Origin of the sequence: Amantichitinum ursilacus, from assembly GCF_001294205.1 — a bacterium.
Taxonomy (GTDB): domain Bacteria; phylum Pseudomonadota; class Gammaproteobacteria; order Burkholderiales; family Chitinibacteraceae; genus Amantichitinum; species Amantichitinum ursilacus.
In genome coordinates this window covers 84,995-107,049 of the sequence record NZ_LAQT01000008.1, presented here as the reverse complement: position 1 = coordinate 107,049, position 22,055 = coordinate 84,995, and the positions used below count along the sequence as shown (strand labels likewise).

General features: G+C 59.9%; 22 protein-coding genes. 6 read left to right on the top strand and 16 right to left on the bottom strand.

What is annotated here, in order from left to right; genetic code table 11:
• Nucleotides 1-2: 2 nt before the first annotated feature.
• Nucleotides 3-473, top strand: a complete 471-nt coding sequence (locus WG78_RS10535; RefSeq protein ID WP_161805097.1) for a flagella synthesis protein FlgN — start codon at nt 3-5, stop codon at nt 471-473.
• 58 nt (nt 474-531) lie between these two features.
• Here WG78_RS10535 and WG78_RS10530 read toward each other — a convergent pair whose 3' ends face one another.
• Nucleotides 532-1,068, bottom strand: coding sequence for a C40 family peptidase (locus tag WG78_RS10530; RefSeq protein ID WP_053937781.1), 537 nt, complete (start codon nt 1,066-1,068; stop codon nt 532-534).
• A gap of 204 nt (nt 1,069-1,272) precedes the next feature.
• On the opposite strand from WG78_RS10530, the gene WG78_RS10525 reads away from it, so the two are divergent.
• Nucleotides 1,273-2,469: a class I SAM-dependent methyltransferase gene (locus WG78_RS10525; protein ID WP_053937780.1), complete on the top strand. Its 1,197-nt coding sequence runs from the start codon at nt 1,273-1,275 to the stop codon at nt 2,467-2,469.
• Between the two features lie 647 nt (nt 2,470-3,116).
• Here the strand turns inward: WG78_RS10525 and WG78_RS10520 are convergent.
• From WG78_RS10520 to leuC, 12 genes are all read right to left on the bottom strand, one after another.
• Complete coding sequence (locus WG78_RS10520) at nt 3,117-4,595, bottom strand: DegQ family serine endoprotease (protein WP_053937779.1); 1,479 nt, start codon at nt 4,593-4,595, stop codon at nt 3,117-3,119.
• An 86-nt stretch (nt 4,596-4,681) separates the two neighbouring features.
• Complete coding sequence (locus WG78_RS10515) at nt 4,682-6,004, bottom strand: ATP-binding protein (protein ID WP_053937778.1); 1,323 nt, start codon at nt 6,002-6,004, stop codon at nt 4,682-4,684.
• On the bottom strand, nt 6,001-6,666 hold the full coding sequence (locus WG78_RS10510; protein WP_053937777.1) for a response regulator: 666 nt from the start codon (nt 6,664-6,666) through the stop codon (nt 6,001-6,003). The genes WG78_RS10515 and WG78_RS10510 overlap by 4 nt, the downstream gene beginning before the upstream one ends.
• Nucleotides 6,667-6,823: 157 nt before the next feature.
• Nucleotides 6,824-7,126 (bottom strand): PsiF family protein, encoded by a 303-nt coding sequence (locus tag WG78_RS10505; protein ID WP_053937776.1) that lies wholly within the window; start codon nt 7,124-7,126, stop codon nt 6,824-6,826.
• Nucleotides 7,127-7,211: 85 nt separating this feature from the next.
• Complete coding sequence (locus WG78_RS10500) at nt 7,212-9,605, bottom strand: patatin-like phospholipase family protein (protein ID WP_053937775.1); 2,394 nt, start codon at nt 9,603-9,605, stop codon at nt 7,212-7,214.
• Nucleotides 9,606-9,728: 123 nt separating this feature from the next.
• Entirely contained in the window at nt 9,729-12,053 is a 2,325-nt protein-coding gene (locus tag WG78_RS10495) for a Tex family protein (protein WP_201782414.1), read from the bottom strand.
• Nucleotides 12,054-12,090: 37 nt separating this feature from the next.
• On the bottom strand, nt 12,091-12,975 hold the full coding sequence (locus tag WG78_RS10490) for an Asd/ArgC dimerization domain-containing protein (RefSeq protein ID WP_053937774.1): 885 nt from the start codon (nt 12,973-12,975) through the stop codon (nt 12,091-12,093).
• An 80-nt stretch (nt 12,976-13,055) separates the two neighbouring features.
• On the bottom strand, nt 13,056-14,120 hold the full coding sequence (leuB, locus tag WG78_RS10485) for a 3-isopropylmalate dehydrogenase (RefSeq protein WP_053937773.1): 1,065 nt from the start codon (nt 14,118-14,120) through the stop codon (nt 13,056-13,058).
• A gap of 84 nt (nt 14,121-14,204) precedes the next feature.
• The gene (nagB, locus tag WG78_RS10480; protein ID WP_053937772.1) at nt 14,205-14,939 is read right to left on the bottom strand and encodes a glucosamine-6-phosphate deaminase; all 735 of its coding nucleotides are present in this window, start codon (nt 14,937-14,939) and stop codon (nt 14,205-14,207) included.
• A gap of 339 nt (nt 14,940-15,278) precedes the next feature.
• Nucleotides 15,279-15,917, bottom strand: a complete 639-nt coding sequence (leuD, locus tag WG78_RS10475) for a 3-isopropylmalate dehydratase small subunit (RefSeq protein ID WP_053937771.1) — start codon at nt 15,915-15,917, stop codon at nt 15,279-15,281.
• 9 nt (nt 15,918-15,926) lie between these two features.
• Nucleotides 15,927-16,040, bottom strand: a complete 114-nt coding sequence (locus tag WG78_RS10470; protein WP_053937770.1) for an entericidin A/B family lipoprotein — start codon at nt 16,038-16,040, stop codon at nt 15,927-15,929.
• Between the two features lie 51 nt (nt 16,041-16,091).
• Nucleotides 16,092-17,501: a 3-isopropylmalate dehydratase large subunit gene (gene leuC / locus WG78_RS10465; protein ID WP_053937769.1), complete on the bottom strand. Its 1,410-nt coding sequence runs from the start codon at nt 17,499-17,501 to the stop codon at nt 16,092-16,094.
• Between the two features lie 219 nt (nt 17,502-17,720).
• On the opposite strand from leuC, the gene WG78_RS10460 reads away from it, so the two are divergent.
• From WG78_RS10460 to WG78_RS10450, 3 genes are all read left to right on the top strand, one after another.
• Complete coding sequence (locus tag WG78_RS10460) at nt 17,721-18,494, top strand: helix-turn-helix transcriptional regulator (RefSeq protein WP_053937768.1); 774 nt, start codon at nt 17,721-17,723, stop codon at nt 18,492-18,494.
• 85 nt (nt 18,495-18,579) lie between these two features.
• The gene (locus WG78_RS10455; RefSeq protein WP_053937767.1) at nt 18,580-19,026 is read left to right on the top strand and encodes a ribonuclease domain-containing protein; all 447 of its coding nucleotides are present in this window, start codon (nt 18,580-18,582) and stop codon (nt 19,024-19,026) included.
• Nucleotides 19,017-19,310 carry a barstar family protein gene (locus tag WG78_RS10450; protein WP_083458914.1) on the top strand — a complete coding sequence of 98 codons (294 nt, stop codon included), beginning with the start codon at nt 19,017-19,019 and terminating at the stop codon, nt 19,308-19,310. Before WG78_RS10455 ends, WG78_RS10450 begins: the two co-directional genes overlap by 10 nt.
• Before the next feature lie 42 nt (nt 19,311-19,352).
• Here the strand turns inward: WG78_RS10450 and WG78_RS10445 are convergent, their stop codons facing one another.
• Entirely contained in the window at nt 19,353-20,159 is an 807-nt protein-coding gene (locus tag WG78_RS10445; RefSeq protein ID WP_053937765.1) for a ferritin-like domain-containing protein, read from the bottom strand.
• Between the two features lie 161 nt (nt 20,160-20,320).
• Here WG78_RS10445 and WG78_RS10440 point away from each other — a divergent pair, with 161 nt between their 5' ends.
• A complete protein-coding gene (locus WG78_RS10440; RefSeq protein ID WP_053937764.1) occupies nt 20,321-20,644 on the top strand; it encodes a helix-turn-helix domain-containing protein in 324 nt (107 codons plus the stop codon).
• Nucleotides 20,645-20,672: 28 nt separating this feature from the next.
• On the opposite strand, the gene WG78_RS10435 is transcribed toward WG78_RS10440, so the two are convergent.
• Nucleotides 20,673-21,557 carry a radical SAM protein gene (locus tag WG78_RS10435; protein ID WP_053937763.1) on the bottom strand — a complete coding sequence of 295 codons (885 nt, stop codon included), beginning with the start codon at nt 21,555-21,557 and terminating at the stop codon, nt 20,673-20,675.
• Complete coding sequence (locus WG78_RS10430) at nt 21,550-22,002, bottom strand: universal stress protein (RefSeq protein WP_053937762.1); 453 nt, start codon at nt 22,000-22,002, stop codon at nt 21,550-21,552. Before WG78_RS10430 ends, WG78_RS10435 begins: the two co-directional genes overlap by 8 nt.
• Nucleotides 22,003-22,055 lie beyond the last annotated feature (53 nt).

The window sequence follows — 22,055 nt, the reverse complement described above, 5'->3', positions numbered from 1 at the left end:
CGGTGACCCCACTCGAAAGCATTCTGCCCTTGATCATCCACGCCAGCACTACGCTGGCGCGTTTACTTGAGGTGTTGCGCGCCGAGCAAGATTTGCTGGTGCAAAACCGCATCGATGGTCTGAGTGCATTGTTGCCCGAAAAGCAGCAAACCGCCGCGCTGGCCGATGCCTCGGCGCGTACTTTGCAAGCTTTTCTGGCCGCCAATGGCGTGGAAGGCAGCGAAGCCAGCGTGCGCGGCTGGTTGCAAGCCAATGCGGCACAGGCCATCGAAGCGTGGGATACGTTGCGCGAATACGCGCGCCAGGCCGCGGCCATCAATCGCAGCAATGGCACGCTGATCGACACACGACGTCATTTGATTGATGGTTTTCTGCACGATATCGCCAGCGAACGCCAGGATGATATCCAGGTGTATTCAGAACGCGGCCGCATGCACAGCGGCGCAGGCACCATCCGGCGCGACAAGGCCTGACCGGGCCGCCCCGCGTCTTCCGCGCTACCTACCTCAGCGACACCCCGTCACTTCAGCGTTAGCGTCCCGCAATCAGCGTGCGGCCGCCCTCAAAACGCGCCGCAAACCACGGCGACTTCAGCGATTCCACCTTGATATGGCTTTTGCTCGACGGCGCATGCACAAACTTGCCGTCGCCGATGTAAATGCCCACGTGCGAATACGGCTTGTTCAGCGTGTTAAAGAACACCAGATCTCCCGCCTCCAGCGCCCGCGTGTCTACCGGCTTTGATAGCCGCGCCATCTCGGCCGCGTTATGCGGCAGATTGATGCCCAGCGCATTTTTGTAGATGAAATAAACCAGCCCGCTGCAATCCATGCCCGCCTCGGGGTTGGCGCCGCCAAACTGATAATTCACATCCAGCAAACTCAGCGCATACAACACCACTTCGCGCCGGTCATCCGAGTTGACCGTAATCGTGCTGGTGGTGCGATCGATGGGTTTGGGCGGTGGCGCACTCGCGGTGGAGGTCTTGTGGGGGGCGGAGCCGCAGGCAGCCAGCAACAGCAGCAGCGGTGTGACATATAGCCAGGCGGGCGCGGCGGAGCGGGTCATTGAACGTCTTCGGGCATTGAGGCTGGGGCATTGTAGCGCGCCAAACGCCCGCCCGACACCCACACTGCCGACATGGTTGTTACATATGCAACTGTAAGAGTCTTAACCGCTTACTGGATTTTTCAGAAACAAAGTTTTATCGTAGCCAGAGACGCGGCCCAGACCGCGCCACATCGTGTTGCTTCACTTGCTAAGAGGCCACCTATGTCCTGGAATCCCTTGTTTGACGAGTTCGTCAATCGCATGCGCAGCCATGCCATCCCCCTGCGATTGCAACTCTGGAACGGCAACCACTTTGATCTCTCCGCCGATCCCCGCGTTACCATCACCGCCAACAGCATTGGCAGCCTGCGCCACATTATCCATCCCACGCTCGACAATCTCGGTAAAGCCTATGTTGAAGGCGATATCGATGTATCCGGCCACGTGATGGATGTGGTGGCGGTGGCTGCCAGACTGGCTGAGGCCAATAACTCCACCGAGCGCCCGACCACCCGAATCGCCGACCACACCAAAGAACTCGATAAGGATTCGATCAGTTATCACTACGACGTTTCCAATGAGTTCTATGCGCAATGGCTGGATCAAGAAATGGTGTATTCATGCGCCTATTTCAAAACCGCCGACGACACCCTGGATGCCGCGCAAGTGCAAAAGCTCGACCATATCCTGGCCAAGCTGAATCTGCGGCCAGGCCAGACGCTGCTGGATATTGGCTGCGGTTGGGGCGCGTTGATTATCCGGGCAGCACGCAAATACGGGGTAAAGGCGCTGGGCGTGACGCTGTCGCAAAATCAATATGACTACGCCAAAGCACGCATCGAACGCGAAGGCCTCAGTGATGTATGCGAGGTGCGCATCCAGGATTATCGCGATGTGAGTGGCCAGTTTGACCGCATCACCAGCGTCGGCATGTTCGAGCATGTGGGTCTGAAGAATCTGCAGACCTATTTCAAGCAGGTGAACAAGCTGTTGGCTGATGGCGGCGTGGCAATGAACCACGGCATTACCAGCACCGACCCGGACTCGCGCAGCACGCCGTTTGGCGGCGGTGATTTTATCGACCGCTATGTCTTCCCCAATGGCGAGCTGCCCCATATCAGCCTGGCATTACGCGAGATGGCCAGTGCGGGTCTGGAAGTGCTGGATGTGGAAAACCTGCGCCGGCATTACGCGTTAACGCTGGAACACTGGGCCGACCGTTTCGATGCCGCGAAAGAACGCGTACTGGCCCTGGCCGGTGAGCAACGCTATCGCATCTGGCGTATCTATCTGGCGGGTTGCGCCTATGGCTTCCGGCAAGACTGGATTGCGCTGCACCAGATTCTGGCCACCAAGAGCGGTGGCCCGGAGATGAACAAGCTGCCGTTAACACGCGACTACATGTACCGACATCCGTAACTGACATCGTCAAACACGACGGACGACGCCTGTCACGCGCCAAGCACAGGGAGGGCAATGACCCACCCCATGCAAGCCCGGTGATCCACCCGTGTTGTGCTGTGCCACTTTCATAGGGTGGGTCAAGACCCACCGCGCAAAGCCAAGTCCAGGAACCGTGATCTTGGCAAGCCACTTTGATTGGTGGGTCATGACCCACCCTATGCAAGCTCGGTGATCGGCCCGCGTTGTGCTGTGCCACTTTCATAGGGTGGGTCAAGACCCACCGCGCAAAGCCAAGTCCAGGAACTGTGATCCTGGCAAGCCACTTTGATTGGTGGGTCATGACCCACCCTATGCAAGCTCGGAGATCGGCCCGCGTTGTGCTGTGCCACTTTCATAGGGTGGGTCATGACCCACCGCGCAAAGCCAAAGGCCAGGAACCGTGATCCTGGCAAGCCACCCCTGGTTGATGAATCCCGACGGGAACACCGAGTCCCACCCGTGCGCAGCGGGTTTCGGGCGCTGGCTCAGGCAAAAAAAGGGGGCGGATCAAAGATCCGCCCCTGCCATTTAGCCATTCGAATTACGCAAGGAGAGCTACTTCAAATTTCCACTTACCACTTACCCGCCGCAGCGCTGGAGAAAGCAGCGCCGCAGCGTTCTGATCAACCGAGGTTGATCGGTACAAAGATCTTGGCGTCGCCACGTTGTACCAGCAGGGCCACGTGGTCGCCAGCCTTCGCCATAAACGCTTTCAGTTGTTCGGCCGATGTAACCGGCGTGCCATTAATGGCCAGCACCACGTCACCCGGTTCGATGCCCGCAGCAGCGGCCGGGCCACTGGCCTGTTCCACCACCAGGCCGGATGCGATACCCGATTCCTGCTGCTCGTCTTTCGACAACGGGCGCACTGCCAGCCCCAGACGACCATGGTCCGGCGTCTTGTCGGCGGCGGCGACCTTCTCGCCCTTGGCCTCAGTAATCTTTGCATTCAGCGTCTGCGTTTTGCCATCGCGCCAGATTTCCAGCTTGGCATTATTGCCCGGCGTGATATTGGCAATGCGCGGCGGCAGATCGCTGGAGCTGATGATCGGCTGATCGTTAAGCTTCAGGATAATATCGCCCGACTTAAGCCCGGCTTTAGCGCCTGCACTATCTGGCTCAACACCGCTCACCAAAGCGCCATTAGGCGCCTTCAGACCAAACGATTGCGCCAGCGACTGGTTCACGTCCTGGATGGTCACACCCAGGCGGCCACGCGTTACCTTGCCGTGCGCCACGATTTGCTGTTCGACGTTTTTGGCGATATCAATCGGAATCGAGAACGACAAGCCCTGGAAGCCGCCGCTACGCGAATAGATCTGCGCGTTGATGCCGATCACTTCGCCATTCAGGTTAAACAGCGGGCCGCCCGAATTACCCGGGTTGATCGGTGCATCGGTCTGGATAAACGGGGTGTAACCGCCATCGGGCAAGGAACGCGATTTAGCCGAGATAATCCCGGCGGTCACCGAGTTCTCAAAGCCAAACGGCGAGCCGATGGCCAGCACCCAGTCGCCGACACGGCTATTGGCCGGGTCGCCGAGTTTAACGGTCGGCAAATTAGCGGCATTGATCTTCAGCACCGCAATATCGGTGTCCTTATCAAAGCCGAGCACCTTGGCGACAAATTCGCGCTTGTCGGTCAGCTTGACCGTCACTTCGCTGGCGTCCGCCACCACGTGCGCATTGGTCAGCACAATGCCGTCGGCGCTGATGATAAAGCCGGAACCCAGCGCATGCGTCGGTTGCGCAGCGCCCCCTTGCGGCGCGCCGGGAATGCCAAAGCGGCGGAAGAATTCGTAGAACGGATCGTTCGGATCAATCTGCGGCCCGCCACGTTGTTGCTGCGCGGTCTTCACCTGGCCGGTCACGCTGATGTTGACCACGGCCGGACCGTTGCGCTGCACGATGTCGCTAAAATTGGGCAGATTGCCTTGCACCACTGGCACGATCGGCGCGGTGGGTGCGGTCGCGGCGGCGACCGGTGTAGTGGCCTGGGCTTGCGGAAACAGGTGGCCGTTAAATTTGGCCACAGTAAAACCGAGCAGCCCGGCGATACCGAGGGCAATCGCGGACTGCTTCCAGGTACGAGGTTTGGTCATGGTTGCTCCTGTTCAGAAGGGATTCAGGTAAATCATTGCCGCCAAGACTAACCACATGAGCTTAAACGCGTCTTAAAGCCTGCCTTCTAAGCCGCTGCGGGATTGGGAATGGTAAAAATCACCTCCGCCGCCAGCCCGCCCAGCGAGGATTCGCCCAGCTGCACGCTAGCGTGATTGCGCTCGGCGATGGCTTTGACGATGGCCAGGCCCAGCCCGCTGCCGCCCACGGTCATGCCAGGCCGACGGTAAAAGCGGTCAAACACGCGCTCGCGCTCCTCCGGCGGAATGCCCGGTCCGCTATCGCTGACACGCATAAACGGCTGACCCACGTTATCAAGGCCGGTCAGCACATCCACGCGCCCGCCCTGCGGCGTATAGCGCACGGCATTGGTGACCAGGTTGCTCAGCAATACCCGCACCGATTCCGGATCGGCCGTCAGATACGCCGTGTGGGCATGCTCAGACAAACCGATATCCAGTTCCTTGTCTTCAGCCAGCGTGTAATGGTCGGCCAACACGGTGCCGGCCAGTTCCAGCAAATCAATCTGTACTGGCGGTCGCGCCTGCGCGTCGGGCTCAGCGCGCGCCAGCGCCAGCAATTGCAGCAAGACGTGGGTGGCGCGCTCCAGACCCGACTGCAGATTGTTCATGGCAATTTGCCGATCCTCTTCCGAGGTGGCGCGCTCCAGCATCTGCAATTGCAGCTGCAAGGCGGTCAGGGGCGTGCGTAATTCATGGGCGGCGTCGGCGGTAAAGTTGCGCTGCGCGCTCATGGCCTGTTCCAGCCGCGCCATCAGGCTGTTGATCTCATTGACCAGCGCGCTGGCTTCGATCGGCGCATGTTCCAACGCCACCGGCTCCAACGCCACGGGCGTGCGCGCGGCCACGGCTGCGGCCAGTTTTTCCAGCGGACTAAGCCCCCGCCCCACCAGCCACCAACCAATCACCGCCAGCAACGGCAGCATCGCCAGAAACGGCATGATGGTGCGCAGCGCCGCCATCAGCGCCAGCTGGTTGCGGATGCGCATCGGCTGCGCCACCTGCACCACCTGGTTGTTGACGGGTATCGACAAGGTACGCCACGTGCCATCCCGCGTTTCAACGGTGGCAAAACCCAGCGTGGCGCGATCGGGCAAGGCACGGCCCGGATGCGACATGTAAATACGGATGCCGCGCTCATTCCAGACCTGGATCACAAAATCGAAATCACCGCGATCGCGTGCGGGCGGTGGCAAGCTGCCAATAAAATTCTGGTCGCGCAGCGCCAACGCCATCTGCCGCAACTGGTAATCAAACAGCTGATTTACTTCTTGGCGAGCGCGATAAAAGGTGATGGCCGCGCCCAGCGCGATCGCGCCGCACAGTACCGCCAGCAGCGATGCCACCAACTGTTTGCGGATCGAAATCATGCCTGGCCTTTCGGCACAAAATAGCCGACTCCACGCAGGTTCTTGATCCAGTCCGGGCCCAGCTTGCGGCGCAGCGCGTGGATATAAACTTCCACCGCGTTGCTACCGACTTCTTCGCCCCAGCCGTACAGGCGTTCTTCCAGCTGCGCGCGCGACAGCGGCACGCCGGGGCGCTCGGCCAGCGCGAGTAATACGGCGTATTCGCGCGCCGACAAGGTGACTAGTTCGCCCGCCAGCGACACTTCGCGCGTGGCCGGGTTGATGCGCAGCGCGCCCAGTTCGATGACGGGGTCGGCGCGGCCGGCGTGGCGACGCAAGACGGCGCGAATGCGCGCGGCCAGTTCGTCCAGATCAAACGGCTTGACCACATAATCGTCGGCACCCGCATCCAGCCCCGCCACGCGGTCGCTCACCGTATCGCGCGCGGTCAGGATCAGCACCGGGCGCGCGTCTTGTTTGCGCCGCATGCCGCGCAGCAAATCCAGGCCCGATTTGCGTGGCATCGACAAATCCAGCAACACCAGTTCGTGTTCGCCGCTGCCCAGCGCCAACTCGCCTTCGCCGCCATCGCGCGCCCAATCGACGGTCATGCCCAGCGGCTTAAGGCCCTGCTGCACCGCGTCACCAATCATGGGGTCGTCTTCTACCAGCAAAACTCGCATTTGTTTGTCCTTGTAAGCGAAGCCGATCCCGGCGAACGAGCCGTATTGTAAACACGCTGGCGCGGTTCCGACTAACTGCTTGCACGGCTGTCGGAAGTGCCAAAAAAAACGGATGACTACTGTCATCCGTCCTTACGCATCACGCCCCAGCTTTCAATCAAGCGGGCTTTTTCTTCAGGCAATCGCTCATAAAGGTTTTACGCGCATCGCCTTTCAGCGCCTGGGCCGAGGCGTTCTGATTGCAGACTTTCATTTTGTCTTGCTGCGTTGCGGGTGCGGACGCCACGCCGCTATCGGCTTTCAGACACGAACTCATAAAGCTTTTACGCGCATCGCCGCTCAGATTTTTGGTCTTGGCATCGGCATTGCACGTTTTCATTTTTTCTTGCTGGCTATTGGCCGCCATCACTTGCGTGGAACACAACACGGCGGCAATCAACAACAGGCTACGCAGCTTCATTTCGATTTCTCCAGTCGGTTAGTGCTTGTCAGTGTGCCCAGTGTAGCCAGGCTTTACGGTCATGTAATGTGATGCAACGTCAGCTTTAAAATGGATTACCCAAAGTCAGGTAATAACGCATTTGGCGGTTATCGCCATAAGCCGCGCCCAGATACAAAGGGCCCAGGAAAGTATCGACGCCGATAAATGCCACGCCGGAGTAATGCCATCCGGTTTGCGTTACATCATGCACGTCCGATATTTTGCCCGCTTCCGCAGCAAACCCCAGCCAGGTAGATTTGTTATCTGACTGCAAGAACGGCATAGGTTGATAAACCGAAAGGCGGCCGTAGAGCGAATGTTCGCCCAGTAATGACTGATATGCGTAACTGGACATATTCATGAAGCCACCCATCCAGCTCACGTCGGCGCTACTGCTGTTCACGTTATGCGCCAGCCGCGCCTTGAACATGGCGTAGCCGCTTAAATGTCCCATTGAAAACGCCTGCTTACCCGTAAACTCGGCGCGTCCATAAGAATCACCGTTTTGATCGCCGCTAATGGCCTGATACACCGATGCGCGCAATTGCGATCCGCTGGATGGAAAATCCGCATGATCAAGCTGGTCGTAGCTTAGCGACGCCTGCACGCCCCAATCATGCTGACGGATATCCTGGTCGGGGTTATCAGTAAACGAATTCGGCCCGATTTGTCGCGTGAGATGGAAATATTCAGTTTGCAGGCCGATGCGCGCCTCACCGTACCGGCTGAAACCGGAACCGAGATCTATACCCGCTGTTTCACGCCGATAGCGATATTGTGAAACCTGTTTGCCTTGTTCATACACCGCCAGCGGGCTCGATTGCACGCTAGCATTGGGCGCAATAAACGCGTACCCATCAATTTGCAGCGGCTGATAAAACTCACCCGACAAAGCCATGGTATCGCCCGCGCGCAGGCTTACATCCATTTCGCCGCCCAGCGAATTCATCCACGTGCGGCGATAACGCATCAGCAAGGCATAGGGGGAGGAATCATCAAAGTCGGTGCCCAGCGCCAGCCCAAAATTCAGGTAATTGGGGCCCCAGTCTTTTTCCACCGGCACCAGTCGCAATTTCTGCCCGGCACCGTTATCGATCAATTCGTAATCCAGCTGCGAGAAATCACCGCGCGCATACAGCCGCGACAATTGCTGATTAAAGTTATCGCCTTCAAAGCGCTTACCGGTGGCCACTTGCACATTGCGCGACAACACATCCGGATTAACCCGGCTCATTTTGGCCACTTCAATGCTTTCAATCGGTTTGGGATGCAAACGCCGCGCCTGACGGGCCGCTTCCCACGCGTTGTATTCCTCTTCGGGCAAGGCATAGCGCTGCAATTTGGCCAATTGCAAACGCGCGCCCTTCTCACCGATCACCATCAGATCACGCGCGCGGTTGAACGCCACGCTTTCGATATTGCCCAGCGGCGGCGTAATCAGCACATCGGCGCTTTTCAGGCTGTCGATTTGCGGACGTTCGTTTTGCACAATCATCAGGCGCGTGTATTGCTCGGCCACATTGAAGATGGTCTGGATACCGTCACGCTTGAGCGGCGGCATCGCCACGTCCACGGCGATCACCACATCGGCGCACATCTTGCGCGCCACATCCACGCCCAGATTGCGCGACAGGCCACCATCCACCAGCAGTTTGTCCGAGCGCGGCACCGGCGGAAACACGCCCGGCACGGCCATGCTGGCGCGCATGGCGGTGACCAGATCGCCGTCGCCCATCACCACCATATCGCCGGTTTCCAGATCAGTGGCCAGCGCGCGAAACGGCACCGCCAGCTGATCGAAATTGGGTGCGGTGCCGGCGTAAGTCAGATCACGCAGCACGATCTCGATCTTCTGCGTATCCATGGCCGATTTGGGCAGCGCCAGGCTCAGGTCGTCGCGCACGCCCACATCCACCGGGGCCAGATGCAGGTTGTCGTCTTGCTTGGCGCGATAAGACATCTGCTGGCGCGGCAAACCGGCGGTAAACAGCTGGTCCCAATCGGTGACGTCGGCCTTGTCGCTCATGCTGGCGGCAGTCTGGCCCGCGGCATAACCGCCGCCCACCAGCGCGCCAATGCTGGTGCCGACGATGCAATCCACCGGAATATGGTTGTCTTCCAGCACCTTCAGCACGCCGATATGCGCTAAACCGCGCGCACCACCGCCGCCCAGCACCAGGCCAATGCGCGGGCGTTTGCGTGCGGCAGGCGCGCTGGCAGCGCTGCTGAGCGCAGGCGCACTGGCCGACAAGGCTGCGGGCGCACTGGCCACTGGCGCCGTCGACAACGGTGCGCTGGTGGCAGGCGTAACAGAAACAGGAATGGAAACGGTTGCGGGCGTGGAGGCTGCTACCGTCGTCGCATCCAGCGCGCGGGCCGGCGTGGCGACGGTGAAACACAAGGCGGCCAGCGCGGTGGCGCGGGCCCATACAGCAAGGTGATCAGCAAAGCGATTCATGCGGCTCGCAGTTAAACAAAAGGTCGGCGGATCAACAATCTGGCGCGTGGACAGTGCGCTCGCATAAAGCCTGAGCAATGTCCACGAACTGCAGGGCCAGTGTCAATCAGCGCCGACCCTTGTTTAGCGCTTCAGTTTCAGTCCGGACAAGGCGGCGGCCAGCGCATTTTGCGGCTCGGCGGGCTGCTGGCGTTGCACGTGGCGTTTGTCGCCCTTGCTCATGCCCTGCGCCTGCACGCCGCTCTCATTGGCGCGCTTCTGGCTGTCGTCGCTCAAACGCATGGTGAGCGCAATGCGTTTACGTTTGGCGTCCACTTCCAGCACTTTGACCTTGACCACATCGCCCGCCTTGACCACTTCGCGCGGGTCTTTGACGAACTTTGTGCTCAGCATCGAGATATGCACCAGGCCGTCCTGATGCACGCCGATATCCACAAACGCGCCAAAGTTGGTGACGTTGGTAATCACGCCTTCCAGCACCATGTCGACCTGGAGATCGGCGATCTCTTCCACGCCCTCGGCAAAGCTGGCGGTCTTGAACTCGGGGCGCGGATCACGACCCGGTTTTTCCAGCTCTTGCAGAATGTCTTTGACGGTGGGCAAGCCAAAGCGCTCATCGGTCAGCTCGGCCGGCTTTAGCTGTTTGATAAAGCTCACGTCGCCAATCAGCGATTTAACCGGGCGATTCACCCGCGCCACAATTTTGTCTACCAGCGGATACGCTTCCGGGTGGACCGCGGATGCATCCAGCGGATTGTCGCCATTCATCACGCGCAAAAAACCAGCCGCTTGTTCGAAGGTTTTTTCGCCCAGGCGCGGCACTTTCAGCAGTTCTTTGCGATTGCGGAACGCGCCGTTGCTATCGCGCCAGTTGACGATCTGCTGCGCCAGCGTGGCATTCAGGCCCGAGATACGCGTCAGCAGCGGCACCGACGCCATGTTCACATCCACGCCCACGGCGTTCACGCAATCTTCGACCACCGCATCGAGCGAGCGCGCCAGATCCAGTTGGTTAACGTCATGCTGATACTGGCCCACGCCAATCGACTTGGGGTCGATCTTGACCAGTTCGGCCAGCGGGTCTTGCAAGCGGCGCGCAATCGACACCGCCCCGCGCAACGACACATCCAGCGTCGGAAATTCTTTGGCCGCCAGCTCGGACGCCGAATACACCGAGGCGCCGGCTTCCGACACTACCAGCTTGGTCAGCTTCAGCTCGGGGTATTTCTTGATCAGCTCGGCCGCCAGCTTGTCGGTTTCGCGGCTGGCGGTGCCGTTACCGATGGCGATCAGCTCCACCTTGTGTTTGCTGGCCAGCGCGGCCAGCACGGCAATCGATTCATCCCACTGCCGCCGCGGCTCGTGTGGGTACACGGTGTGCGTATCCAGCAGCTTGCCAGTGGCGTCGACCACGGCCACTTTCACGCCGGTACGGATGCCAGGATCAAGGCCCATGGTGGCGCGCGGGCCAGCCGGGGCGGCCAGCAGCAGGTCTTTCATATTGTTGGCGAACACCTGGATGGCCGCGCCTTCCGCGCGTTCGCGCAACTGGTTGATCAGTTCGGCTTCGAGGCTGAGCGCGATCTTGGCGCGCCAGGTCAGGCGCACCGTATCTTGCAGCCATTTGTCCGCTGCGCGGCCCTGGTTTTCGATACCAAAGCGGCGCGCGATTTTCAGCTCGCACACGCCCGGGCCGGTGGGCTTGGCGGTTTCATCGAGCTCTTCCGGCAGTGGCAATGCCAAGGTCAGAATGCCTTCGTTGCGACCGCGCAAAACCGCCAATGCGCGATGCGAGGGCACGTCACGCCACGGTTCGTCGTATTCAAAGTAATCCGAGAATTTGGCGCCCTCTTCCGCTTTGCCGTCCACCAGCCGGGTTTTGACATGCGCTTGCGTGGCCACATGTTGCCGCAGCGCCCCGACCAGTTCGGCATCTTCCGAGAACTGCTCCATCAGGATGGCGCGCGCGCCGTCGAGCGCGGCTTTGGCGTCGGCCACGCCTTTTTCGGCATCCACAAACGCGGCGGCGCTGGCTTCGGGGTTTTGCGTCGGGTCGCTCAGCAGACCTTGCGCCAGCGGGTCCAGCCCGGCTTCGCGCGCAATCTGCGCCCGGGTGCGGCGCTTGGGCTTGAACGGCAGATACAAGTCTTCCAGCCGTTGCTTGTTATCGGCCGTCAACAACGCCGCTTGCAGCTCGGGCGTGAGCTTGCCCTGCTCTTGCACGCTGGCAATCACCGCGCCACGGCGGTCTTCCAACTCGCGCAGATAGCGCAATCGCACTTCCAGATTGCGCAACTGGGTGTCGTCCAGGCCGCCAGTCACTTCTTTACGATAACGCGCGATAAACGGCACCGTGGCGCCTTCGTCCAGCAACTGGACAGCGGCGGTGACCTGGGCTTCGCGACAGGCGAGTTCGTCCGCCAGGCGTGCATTGATAGCAGGCAGCATGCTCACAATTCCTTGATTCTTGATTTCGCCGGGGCGATCAGTGACGGGCAGCGCCCAGCAGTTCGGCCACCACGGCCATCGCGCCCAGACGCGCGTTATCCACCACGGCCCACAGCGTGACGGTCTTGCCATCGGCGCTCACTTCCACCTGGCTGATCCACACCAGATCGGCGCCGATCACGTCTTGCGGCGTGGCGATGCCAGCCGGGCCTTCGGCGTCCAGCACAAACAGGCCGCTACTGGCGCGCAAGGCGGCAATCACGGCTTCTTTGCTGGTTTCCTGGATCAGGCGTACGGCCAGCGTGGCGCCATGGCCAAAGAACAACGGCACTTGCACGCGTTGCACGCTATCGAGCAGCGGCGCGCCCAGCTGCTGGTTAACCACATTGCGGATATGTTCGGATTGCTGTTGCGGCAGCGGGAACAGATTGAAAGCCAGGCGCTTGGCGAACGCGCCATTTTCGATTTCGGCATTGGCAAACAGCGCGCGCGTCTGGCGCGACAGCGTATCCACGCCGCCCTGGCCTTGCGATGACGCCGATTCCATCAGCGTGGCATGTGCCCGCGCGATCGACAGGCCATTGAGCGCCGCCAGCGGGCGCGCCAGCACGGCAAACGAGGCCAGCGGCGCGGTGGCGTCCAGCAAGCGGCAACCGGCGGCTTTGGCGGCGGGCGCGTATTGCTTCATTTCGTCGCGGCTGCCGGCAAACACGGCCACCGATGCCTGCGACCAGTCAAAGCCTGCGGCGGCTTCGATAATGGTGTCTTCGCCCCGGAAGGTAACGACCGAACCGTCTTCATCGGCCGCCAGTGCAAAAATCTCGTCAACCGAGACCGGGCTTTCGGCCAGCACTTCAAGCAAGGTATCGCCAAACGGGCCGTGGGCGCCAAAGATGGCCAGTTTCAGGGGAGCTGCAGACATCGGTAATTCCTTTCAACCTGTGAAGCAAAAAACAAACAGGGCGCCAAACGCGCCCTGTCTTCTTTGAGCAATCCGCGATTTTACAACGCGGCGACCACGGCGTCGCCCATCTCGCTGCACGACACCTTGTTGGTGCCCGCTTCAAAGATGTCACCCGTGCGATAACCCTGCGCCAACACGGCCTTCACCGCGTTTTCCACGCGCACCGCCGCGGCTTCGTTGTTGCCGGAATAACGCAGCAACATGGCCAGCGACAGGATGGTGGCCAGCGGATTGGCCAGGTTTTTGCCGGCGATATCGGGCGCGGAGCCATGGCTGGGCTCGTACATGCCCTTGTTGTTCTGGTCCAGCGACGCCGACGGCAGCATACCGATCGAACCGGTCAACATCGAAGCTTCATCCGACAGAATGTCGCCGAAGATGTTACCGGTGACCATCACGTCAAATTGCTTGGGGTTGCGCACCAGCTGCATCGCGGCGTTATCCACATACATGTGGCTAAGCGCGACATCCGGATATTCCTTCGCCACATCGGTGACGATTTCTTTCCAGAACTCGGTGGTTTCCAGCACGTTGGCCTTGTCAACCGAGCACAGTTTTTTCTGACGCTTTTGCGCGGCCTTGAACGCCACATGCGCGATGCGGCGGATTTCGCTTTCGCTGTAGCGCATGGTGTTAAAGCCTTCGCGCTCACCCGCTTCGTTAACATGCACGCCGCGTGGTTGGCCAAAATAGATATCGCCGGTCAGCTCACGCACGATCAGGATATCGAGGCCGGACACCACTTCGGGCTTCAGCGTCGAGGCATTCGCCAGCTCGGGGTACAGAATGGCCGGGCGCAGGTTGGCAAACAGATTCAGATCTTTGCGGATGGCCAGCAGCCCACGCTCGGGCCGCAGCGGGCGGTCCAGCGTGTCGTATTGCGGGCCGCCCACCGCGCCCAGCAGCACGGCGTCGGCGGCGCGCGCCAGGTCTTGCGTCACCTGCGGATAGGGCGCGCCGTACTGGTCGTAAGCCGCGCCACCCAGCGGGGCGGTTTCGGTTTCGACCTTCAGGCCGTCGCTACGCAGCACATCCAGCACGCGCGTGGCTTGTGCAATGATTTCGGGGCCGATGCCGTCGCCGGGCAGAATCAGAATCTTCATGTTGGGGTATCGCCGTTTAAACAAAAATCCGGGCCCTGCCGCCGTACTGCACGGCAAGAAACCGGATTTTGATCGTGGGTAATATCAGCTGTGCGAGAGCTTGTAGTTCACATCGCAATCGGTCAGGACAATGACGCGCGGATGGGTCTGCAACAGTGATGCGGGAATTTCGGTGGTGATCGCGCCGTTGAGCGTGCGATCAAGGATTTCGGCTTTTTCCTGACCCTTGACCACCAGCAGGATGGCCTTGGCGTGCAGGATGGAACCCATGCCCATGGTCACCGCGTGGGTGGGCACTTCGTCCAGCGAGTTAAAAAAACGCTTGTTGGCTTCGCGGGTATCTTCTTTCAGCGTGACCTTGTGGGTAAACCGAGAGAGCGAGGTGTCCGGCTCGTTAAAGCCGATATGGCCGTTGTGGCCGATGCCCAGCAACTGCATGTCGATGGGGCCTAGCTGGTACATCATTTCGTCATAGCGACGGCACTCGGCTTCGATGTCGGGGGCATTGCCGTTGGGCACATGCGTATTTTCCGGCTCGATGTCGATGTGGTCGAACAGGTTGCGCTGCATGAAGCTGCGGTAAGACTCGGCATGCGATACCGGCAAACCGACATATTCGTCCAGGTTAAACGTACGGGCTTCTTTAAAGCTGACGAGGCCTTGTTGGTAGCTCTTGACGATTTCCTCGTACAGGCCCACTGGCGTACCGCCCGTGGCCATGCCCAGTACCGCGTTGGGTTTGGCGCGCACCACCGACAGCATCAGATCGGCGGCAACGCGATCCAGCTCGGACTGGTTCTTGAATTTATGCAGGATCATGGTTTTCGTTTCCCATCTGGTTTATTGAAGCATCACAAGTTGCTGTGAGTGCAAGCCCGATGGGGATCGATGTCATTTGATATCTGCATGCGTCGCCCATCCAGGTCTTGCCGTGCCCGGCCACTGTGGCGTGGCTATGTTTTAGTAATACCGATAAATCATCGCGCGTCCCGGGCTGGATCGCGCAAAGCGCCAATATTACTCCGAAATCATTGGCTTTCGGCATATTGACGGGGCAAATGCCGCAGATGGACAACGAAAGGTAAAGCCATAACAGCGCTGCTTTGCGGGTGATGGCGCGCCATGGCGCACGCGTCACCGCCCGCCCCGAGCGCCGAATCAGCCAAACAACCAGGGTTGCGCCTGTTTGTGTTTTGCTTCAAACGCCTTGATCTCGTCGGCGTGTTGCAGCGTCAAGCCAATCTCGTCCAGGCCGTTGAGCATGCAATGCTTGCGGTGGCCGGTGATGTCAAAGCCAAACACAGCGCCCGACGGCGTGGTCACTGTTTGCGCGGCCAGATCGATATGCAGCGTGTAACCGTCGGCAGCGGCGGTTTCAGCAAACAACTGGTCGACAGCGGCCTCGGGCAGCACGATCGGCAGCACGCCGTTCTTGTAGCAGTTGTTAAAGAAGATGTCGGCAAAGCTCGGTGCGATCACCGCGCGAAAGCCATAGTCTTCCAGTGCCCACGGCGCGTGTTCCCGCGAGGAGCCACAACCAAAGTTGTCGCGCGCCAGCAGCACTTGCGCGCCTTTGTAACGCGGCTGGTTCAGCACAAAGTCCGGGTTGAGCGGACGCTGGCTGTTATCCATGCCCGGCTCGCCGTGGTCCAGATAACGCCACTCGTCAAACAGGTTGGGGCCAAAGCCCGAACGCTTGATCGACTTGAGAAACTGCTTGGGGATGATGGCATCGGTATCGACGTTGGCACGGTCGAGCGGACACACGAGCCCATCCACTTGGGTAAACGCTTTCATGGCAGATCCTTACTTGCCCTCGATCTTTTCACCCACTTTCTGCAGATCCTGGCCAAAACCATGCACGGTGTTACAGGCGGTCAAGGCACAAACAGCAATGACGACGATCAACAGGGATTTCATGGGTAAAAAGACTCCGCAAGTGTATGAATTAAAAGCTGATGGCCACGGGCCTCAGGCAAATGTGCGGACGTCGACAAAATGGCCGGCGATGGCAGCAGCTGCAGCCATCTCGGGGCTGACCAGGTGGGTACGTCCACCCTGGCCCTGCCGACCTTCAAAGTTGCGGTTGGAGGTAGACGCACAGCGTTCACCCGGTTCCAGCCGGTCCGCGTTCATTGCCAGGCACATCGAGCAGCCAGGCTCACGCCATTCGAAACCGGCGGCCACAAAAATCTTGTCCAGGCCTTCGGCTTCGGCCTGCTGTTTTACCAGACCGGAGCCCGGCACCACCATTGCCAGCTTCACATTGGCGGCCTTCTGGCGGCCCTTGGCCACGGCGGCGGCGGCGCGCAGATCTTCAATGCGCGAGTTGGTACAGGAACCGATAAACACTTTGTCGATCTGGATTTGCTCGATCGGCGTATCCGCCTGCAGGCCCATATAGCTGAGCGCACGTTCCAGGCTGGCGCGCTTGACCGGGTCTTCCAGCTGCGCCGGGTTCGGCACTTTGCCGCCGACGGTGGTCACTTGCTCGGGCGAGGTACCCCAGGTCACTTGCGGTTCGATCTTGCTGGCGTCGAGCTCAACCACTTTGTCGAAAGTGGCGCCTTCGTCGGATACCAGCGTTTTCCAGTAAGCGACGGCGGCATCCCATTGCTCGGCCTTGGGCGAGAACGGACGGTCTTTCAGGTATTCGACGGTCTTGTCATCTACGGCCACCATACCGGCACGAGCGCCCGCTTCGATCACCATATTGCACAAGGTCATGCGGCCTTCCATCGACAGGCTACGGATGGCCGAACCACCAAATTCGACGGCATAACCGGTGCCACCCGCGGTGCCGATTTCGCCAATGATGGCCAGCGCCACATCTTTGCCGGTGACGCCCTGGCCCAGTTCGCCTTCCACCTTGATCAGCATGGCTTTGGATTTTTTGGCGGTCAGCGTTTGCGTGGCCAGCACGTGTTCCACTTCCGACGTACCAATCCCATGCGCCAGCGCGGCAAAGGCGCCGTGCGTGGAAGTATGACTATCACCACAGACCACGGTCATACCGGGCAGCGTGGCCCCGTTTTCCGGGCCCACCACATGCACGATGCCTTGGCGCAAATCCTTGAACGGAAAATACGCTTTGGCGCCGAAATGCTTGATATTGCTGTCCAGCGTTTCAACTTGCTGGCGCGAAATCGGGTCCTGGATGCCCAGTTCCCAATGATCGGTGGGGGTATTGTGGTCAGCCGTGGCCACTACGGAATCCACGCGCCACGGCGTGCGATTGGCCAGACGCAGGCCTTCGAACGCTTGCGGGCTGGTCACTTCGTGCACCAGATGGCGGTCGATATAGATCAGACAGGTGCCATCGTCGGACTGGCTGACCACATGGGATTGCCAGAGTTTGTCGTAAAGCGTCTGCGCAGCCATTTTGCTTATCCTGAGAGACCGCATCGTAATGCGGTTTAAGTTTGCGTTGCTTTCGGACGGTGGCGCGCCGGGCAAGCAGCGCACCCCATCGGCAGAACCGTGTAGGTGTTCAAAACACAGTGGAACAGGGAACCTGGATCGCAGCTTAGAACTTTGTTGTAATGGCAACAAGGCGGTGATTTATACTGGTATTAATACTACCCGGTAACAGGATGAAGCATGTCAATCCAGCGTCAGGCCCTCGGGGCTTTCTTGATGGCCACGCGGCAGAAATGCCAGCCCGCCGCGTTTGGTTTTCCGCACGGGCAACGGCGCCGCACCCAAGGCTTGCGCCGCGAAGAAGTGGCGCAACTGGCCGACATCAGCCCCACCTGGTACACCTGGATTGAGCAAGGCCGCAAGATCAACGTATCGGGCAAAGCGCTCGACCGGCTGGCGCTGGCGCTGCGCATGGACAAAACCCAGCGCGCCTATCTGTTTGAACTTGCGGGCCAGCACGACCCCAACGCGCCGCAAGCCGCCGATGAAATCGCGCCGCTGGCCTTGCAGCAAATCGTCGATGACTTTGCCATGCCCGCCTACGTGCTGGGCCGGTTCTGGGATGTACTGGCCTGGAATGGCGGCGCGCGCGATCTGTTTGGCGACTGGCTGGATGCCGCGCTTGCACCCAATTTGCTGCGTTTTGTGTTTCTGGATCCGCAAGCCCGGGCGTTGGTGGAAGGCTGGGAAACACGCGCGCAACGCATCGCGGCCGAATTTCGCGCCGACAGCCGCGATCATCTGGAAGACCCGGCGTTCCACCAATTGCTGACCGAGTTGCAGCAAGGCAGCGCCGAATTCGCCCAATACTGGAAACGCTACGACGTGCTGGAGCGCCACGGCGGTGAGCGCGGCTTTCATCACCCCACGCGTGGCGATGTGGCGCTGCGGCAGATGACGTTCCAGTTGGTGGACCAGGAACATCTGAAGCTGGTGTTGCTGACACGCCCGTGATTCCCGCCAAACCCGGCGCCGCCATTGCGCGCGCGGCCGCAGCCCACTACGCTGCAGCTCTCCTTTTTGTGGACGGCCGCTCTGCATGCATGCAATCCGACTTTTACTGGCCAGCAGTTTGTTGGCGCTAACCAGCGCCAGCTGGGCTGCGACGTCTTGCCAGAACGTGGTGCAAACGCTTAACGCTACGCTGAACCCGCGGCTGGACAACCCCACCGCGCTGGCGCAAACACTGACTACACTGCAGCAAAGCGGCCATCTGCCCGATAGCTATATCACCAAGCGCAATGCGCAGGCGGCGGGATGGCGTCCGGGTAGTCGTTTATGGAGCGTGTTGCCCGGTAAATCCATCGGCGGCGATCGCTTTGGCAATTACGAGCATCGTTTGCCCAATGGCCAATATCAGGAAGCCGATCTCGATTATCGCGGGGGCAAGCGCGGCGCCAAACGTTTGATCATTGGCCGCAATGGCCAGCGATATATCACCGTCGACCATTACCAGACTTTTATCGAGGTGCCCGCATGTCAGTAAGCCCTACCCGGCCCGTGAAACAAGCCACGCTGATCAATGTGCGCACGGTGGCCGAGGCCTATGCGCAACTGGTGCAGCAACTCGAATTTCCGGCGGATTTTGGATACAACCTGGACGCGCTGTATGACGCACTGACGGGTTCGCTGGAAGGGCCGCTGCGTATTGTCTGGCGCGATGCGCTGGCGGCCAAAGCGGCGTTTCCGCTGCATGATTTTGAGGATTTGCTCGGCGTATTCAATGATGCCGCGGGCGAGCGCGACGATCTGGAAATCGTGCTGACCTGACCTGGCCAGCTTTGACCATGTCATGGTCCACGCCGCGCCGCCTTAATCGCGCAACGTTGCGATCAGTTCCAGTTCTTCCGCCGTAAACCCGGCCTGCAGGCGCGCAGGCTGGTTCAATTCCCCTCTGAAAGCCGGTGCTTCGTGCTCGCGCAGCAATTGCACAAAAGTGGCGACCGGTTCCAGCCCGCGTTGGGCGCAACACCAGTGATACCAACGATTGCCGATGCGCACATGGCCGATTTCATCGCGCAGGATGATGTCGAGGATCTCGCACGCGCGCTGATCGCCGACGCCGCGCAAGCGCGCCTGGATGCCGGGGGTAACGTCCAGCCCGCGCGCTTCCATGATGCGCGGCACCAACGCCATGCGCGCCAGCACATCGTGATCGGTGCGCAGCGCCATCGTCCACAGGCCGTCATGAGCCAGAAAATCGCCGTACTCATAGCCGTAACTGTGTAGGTGCTCACGCAACAGATTGAAGTGCAGCGCCTCTTCTTGCGCCACTTGCAGCCAGTCGACGTAGTAATCAAACGGCATATCGCGAAAGCGGTACAACGCATCCAGTGCAAGGTTGACGGCGTTGAATTCGATATGCGCGATGGCGTGCACCAGTGCGGCGCGCCCTTCTGGCGTGCCCAGGCCGCGCTGGGCTACTTGCTTGGGGGGCACCAGCTGCGGGCGTTGCGGTCGGCCGGGGTTGGGCAAGCGCTGCGCCGGCGGCACATCCAATTCTGAGAAAGCAACAAACCGGGCCCGTGATAGCGGGGAAATGGCGGCCACCCGGCGCATTTTCTCGCTGATATCACAATCCAATAAGGCAGCTGAAATTTCGGTAAGGAAATCGCTCATTTCGTATTTATTTCAAGAAGTTTCGTGCAACAAGACGTAATTAATAACCAGCCCAAAAACCAAAAACTAACGTGATCATGCCGGGGTGGCGTTAGTAAGATGACGTCAACATATTTGCATTCATTCATTTGTCATGAAAGGCATACACACAGGAGGCCCCCATGAACTTCCCCATGGATAACCCGAGGGAAATAAGGCGTCAGACCGGTCTTAACCAGCATGAATTCTGGAACCGCATTGGCGTTACCCAAAGTGGTGGATCGCGCTATGAAAGCGGCCGCAGCATGCCACGCCCGGTGCAGGAATTGCTGCGTATCGTCCATCTGGAGCAAATCCCGTTGGAAGAACTGACGGGAGACGATGTGCGCGTGCTGCGGTTTTTAAAAGAGTACAAGCCCGAACTGTTCGAGACCTTGCGAAAAGCAGCCCATGAGCGCCTACACCCCCGCCCCGCCGCACCTCGCGTTCCGGTGCCCGAAGTCTGATCCACCTGCAGTCCCCCGCCCGGCGTGGCTAAACGCTGAGCTTTACCTCCAGGCCTTGAGTAGCGATCCGCGCTGCCAGGGCCTGCATCCAGTCGGCATCCGCAGCCGATAAACGCGGCGCCATCGGTTGTAGTGACGGCCGCGCCAGTCCATACAACAACACGCCATGCAAACCCGGCGCCTGTTGCTTTAACTGCCCCACAAACTGCACATATGCCGCAAGCTCCGCTTCATCGGGCAGTTGGCCATCCACGGCAAACATACAGGTCTGAATCCACGTCGCGCAGCGCGCGCTAGCCGCCACCAGATGTCGCGCCACCGCATCGCGCTTTAACTGCACCTGGTTGACGGCGCTAAAGCCATCTTGCGGCGCGCGATCGATCTTGAACCACAACTCGCCATTGATGCGACCGATATGCTCCACCACTTGCAGCACTTCGGGCTTGTACATCTGGCTGCCATTGCTGATGACCACCAGCTTGATCTGCCCCAACAAGCCGAAGGACGCCAGTTGCCGTTCCACCACCACCAACGCCGCGCCAAATTCGGGGCTCATGGTGGGCTCGCCATTGCCGGAAAACGCCACGTCATTGATACGGCGGGCATTCTCGGGCACGCGGGTCTGCATAAAGTCGCCGTGCACGATCTGCGTCAGCATGGCGCGCAGTTCGTCTTCAAGTTGCGCCAGATTGATCGGCGGCGGGCCGCCGCGTTGCAGATCGGGCACCTGGCAATACACACAGGCCCAGTTACAAGCGTTATTGGGATTCAGGTTGATGCCGATCGAAACCCCGCCCGCGCGGCGCGAAATCACCGGATACACATAAGTAAAGCCGGCGCTGTCCCGCGCGTGGTCATCGGTGCGCAGCACAGTAGGCGCGCCCACAGGCTGCAGCGGAATCACATCAGCCATCAGTCGGAGTCCGCACCAGCAGAATCGGCACCTGGGTATGCCGCATCACGCCTTCGGCGACGCTGCCCAGCAGCAGATGCGTCAGGCCGCTGTAGCCGTGCGTGCCCATCACCAGCACGTCGGCTTTCCAGGCGGCCGCATCGTCCACAATGCTGCGCGCCAGATTGCCGCCCCAGGCTTCCAGCAAGGCGGTTTCAGCGCTGATGTTTTGCGCTGACAGCACTTCAGCATGGCGCGCCAGCAGTTGTTCGCCGCTTTTACGCAGCGAATCCTGCAATTGCGGCACATCCAGAAACTCGTTGGCGCTCCACGCAAATTGCGCCAGATCAATCACATGAATCAGCCGTACGCAGGCTTTTTGATCAATGGCAAAACGAATGGATTCGCGCAGTGCCGCCGTGCTGGTGGCGCTGTCGTCCACCGGAACCAGAATGCGTTGGTACATGATTGATACCTCCTGTTGCCGCTGAGACGGGTGCTGTTGTTATGGCTGCAAGT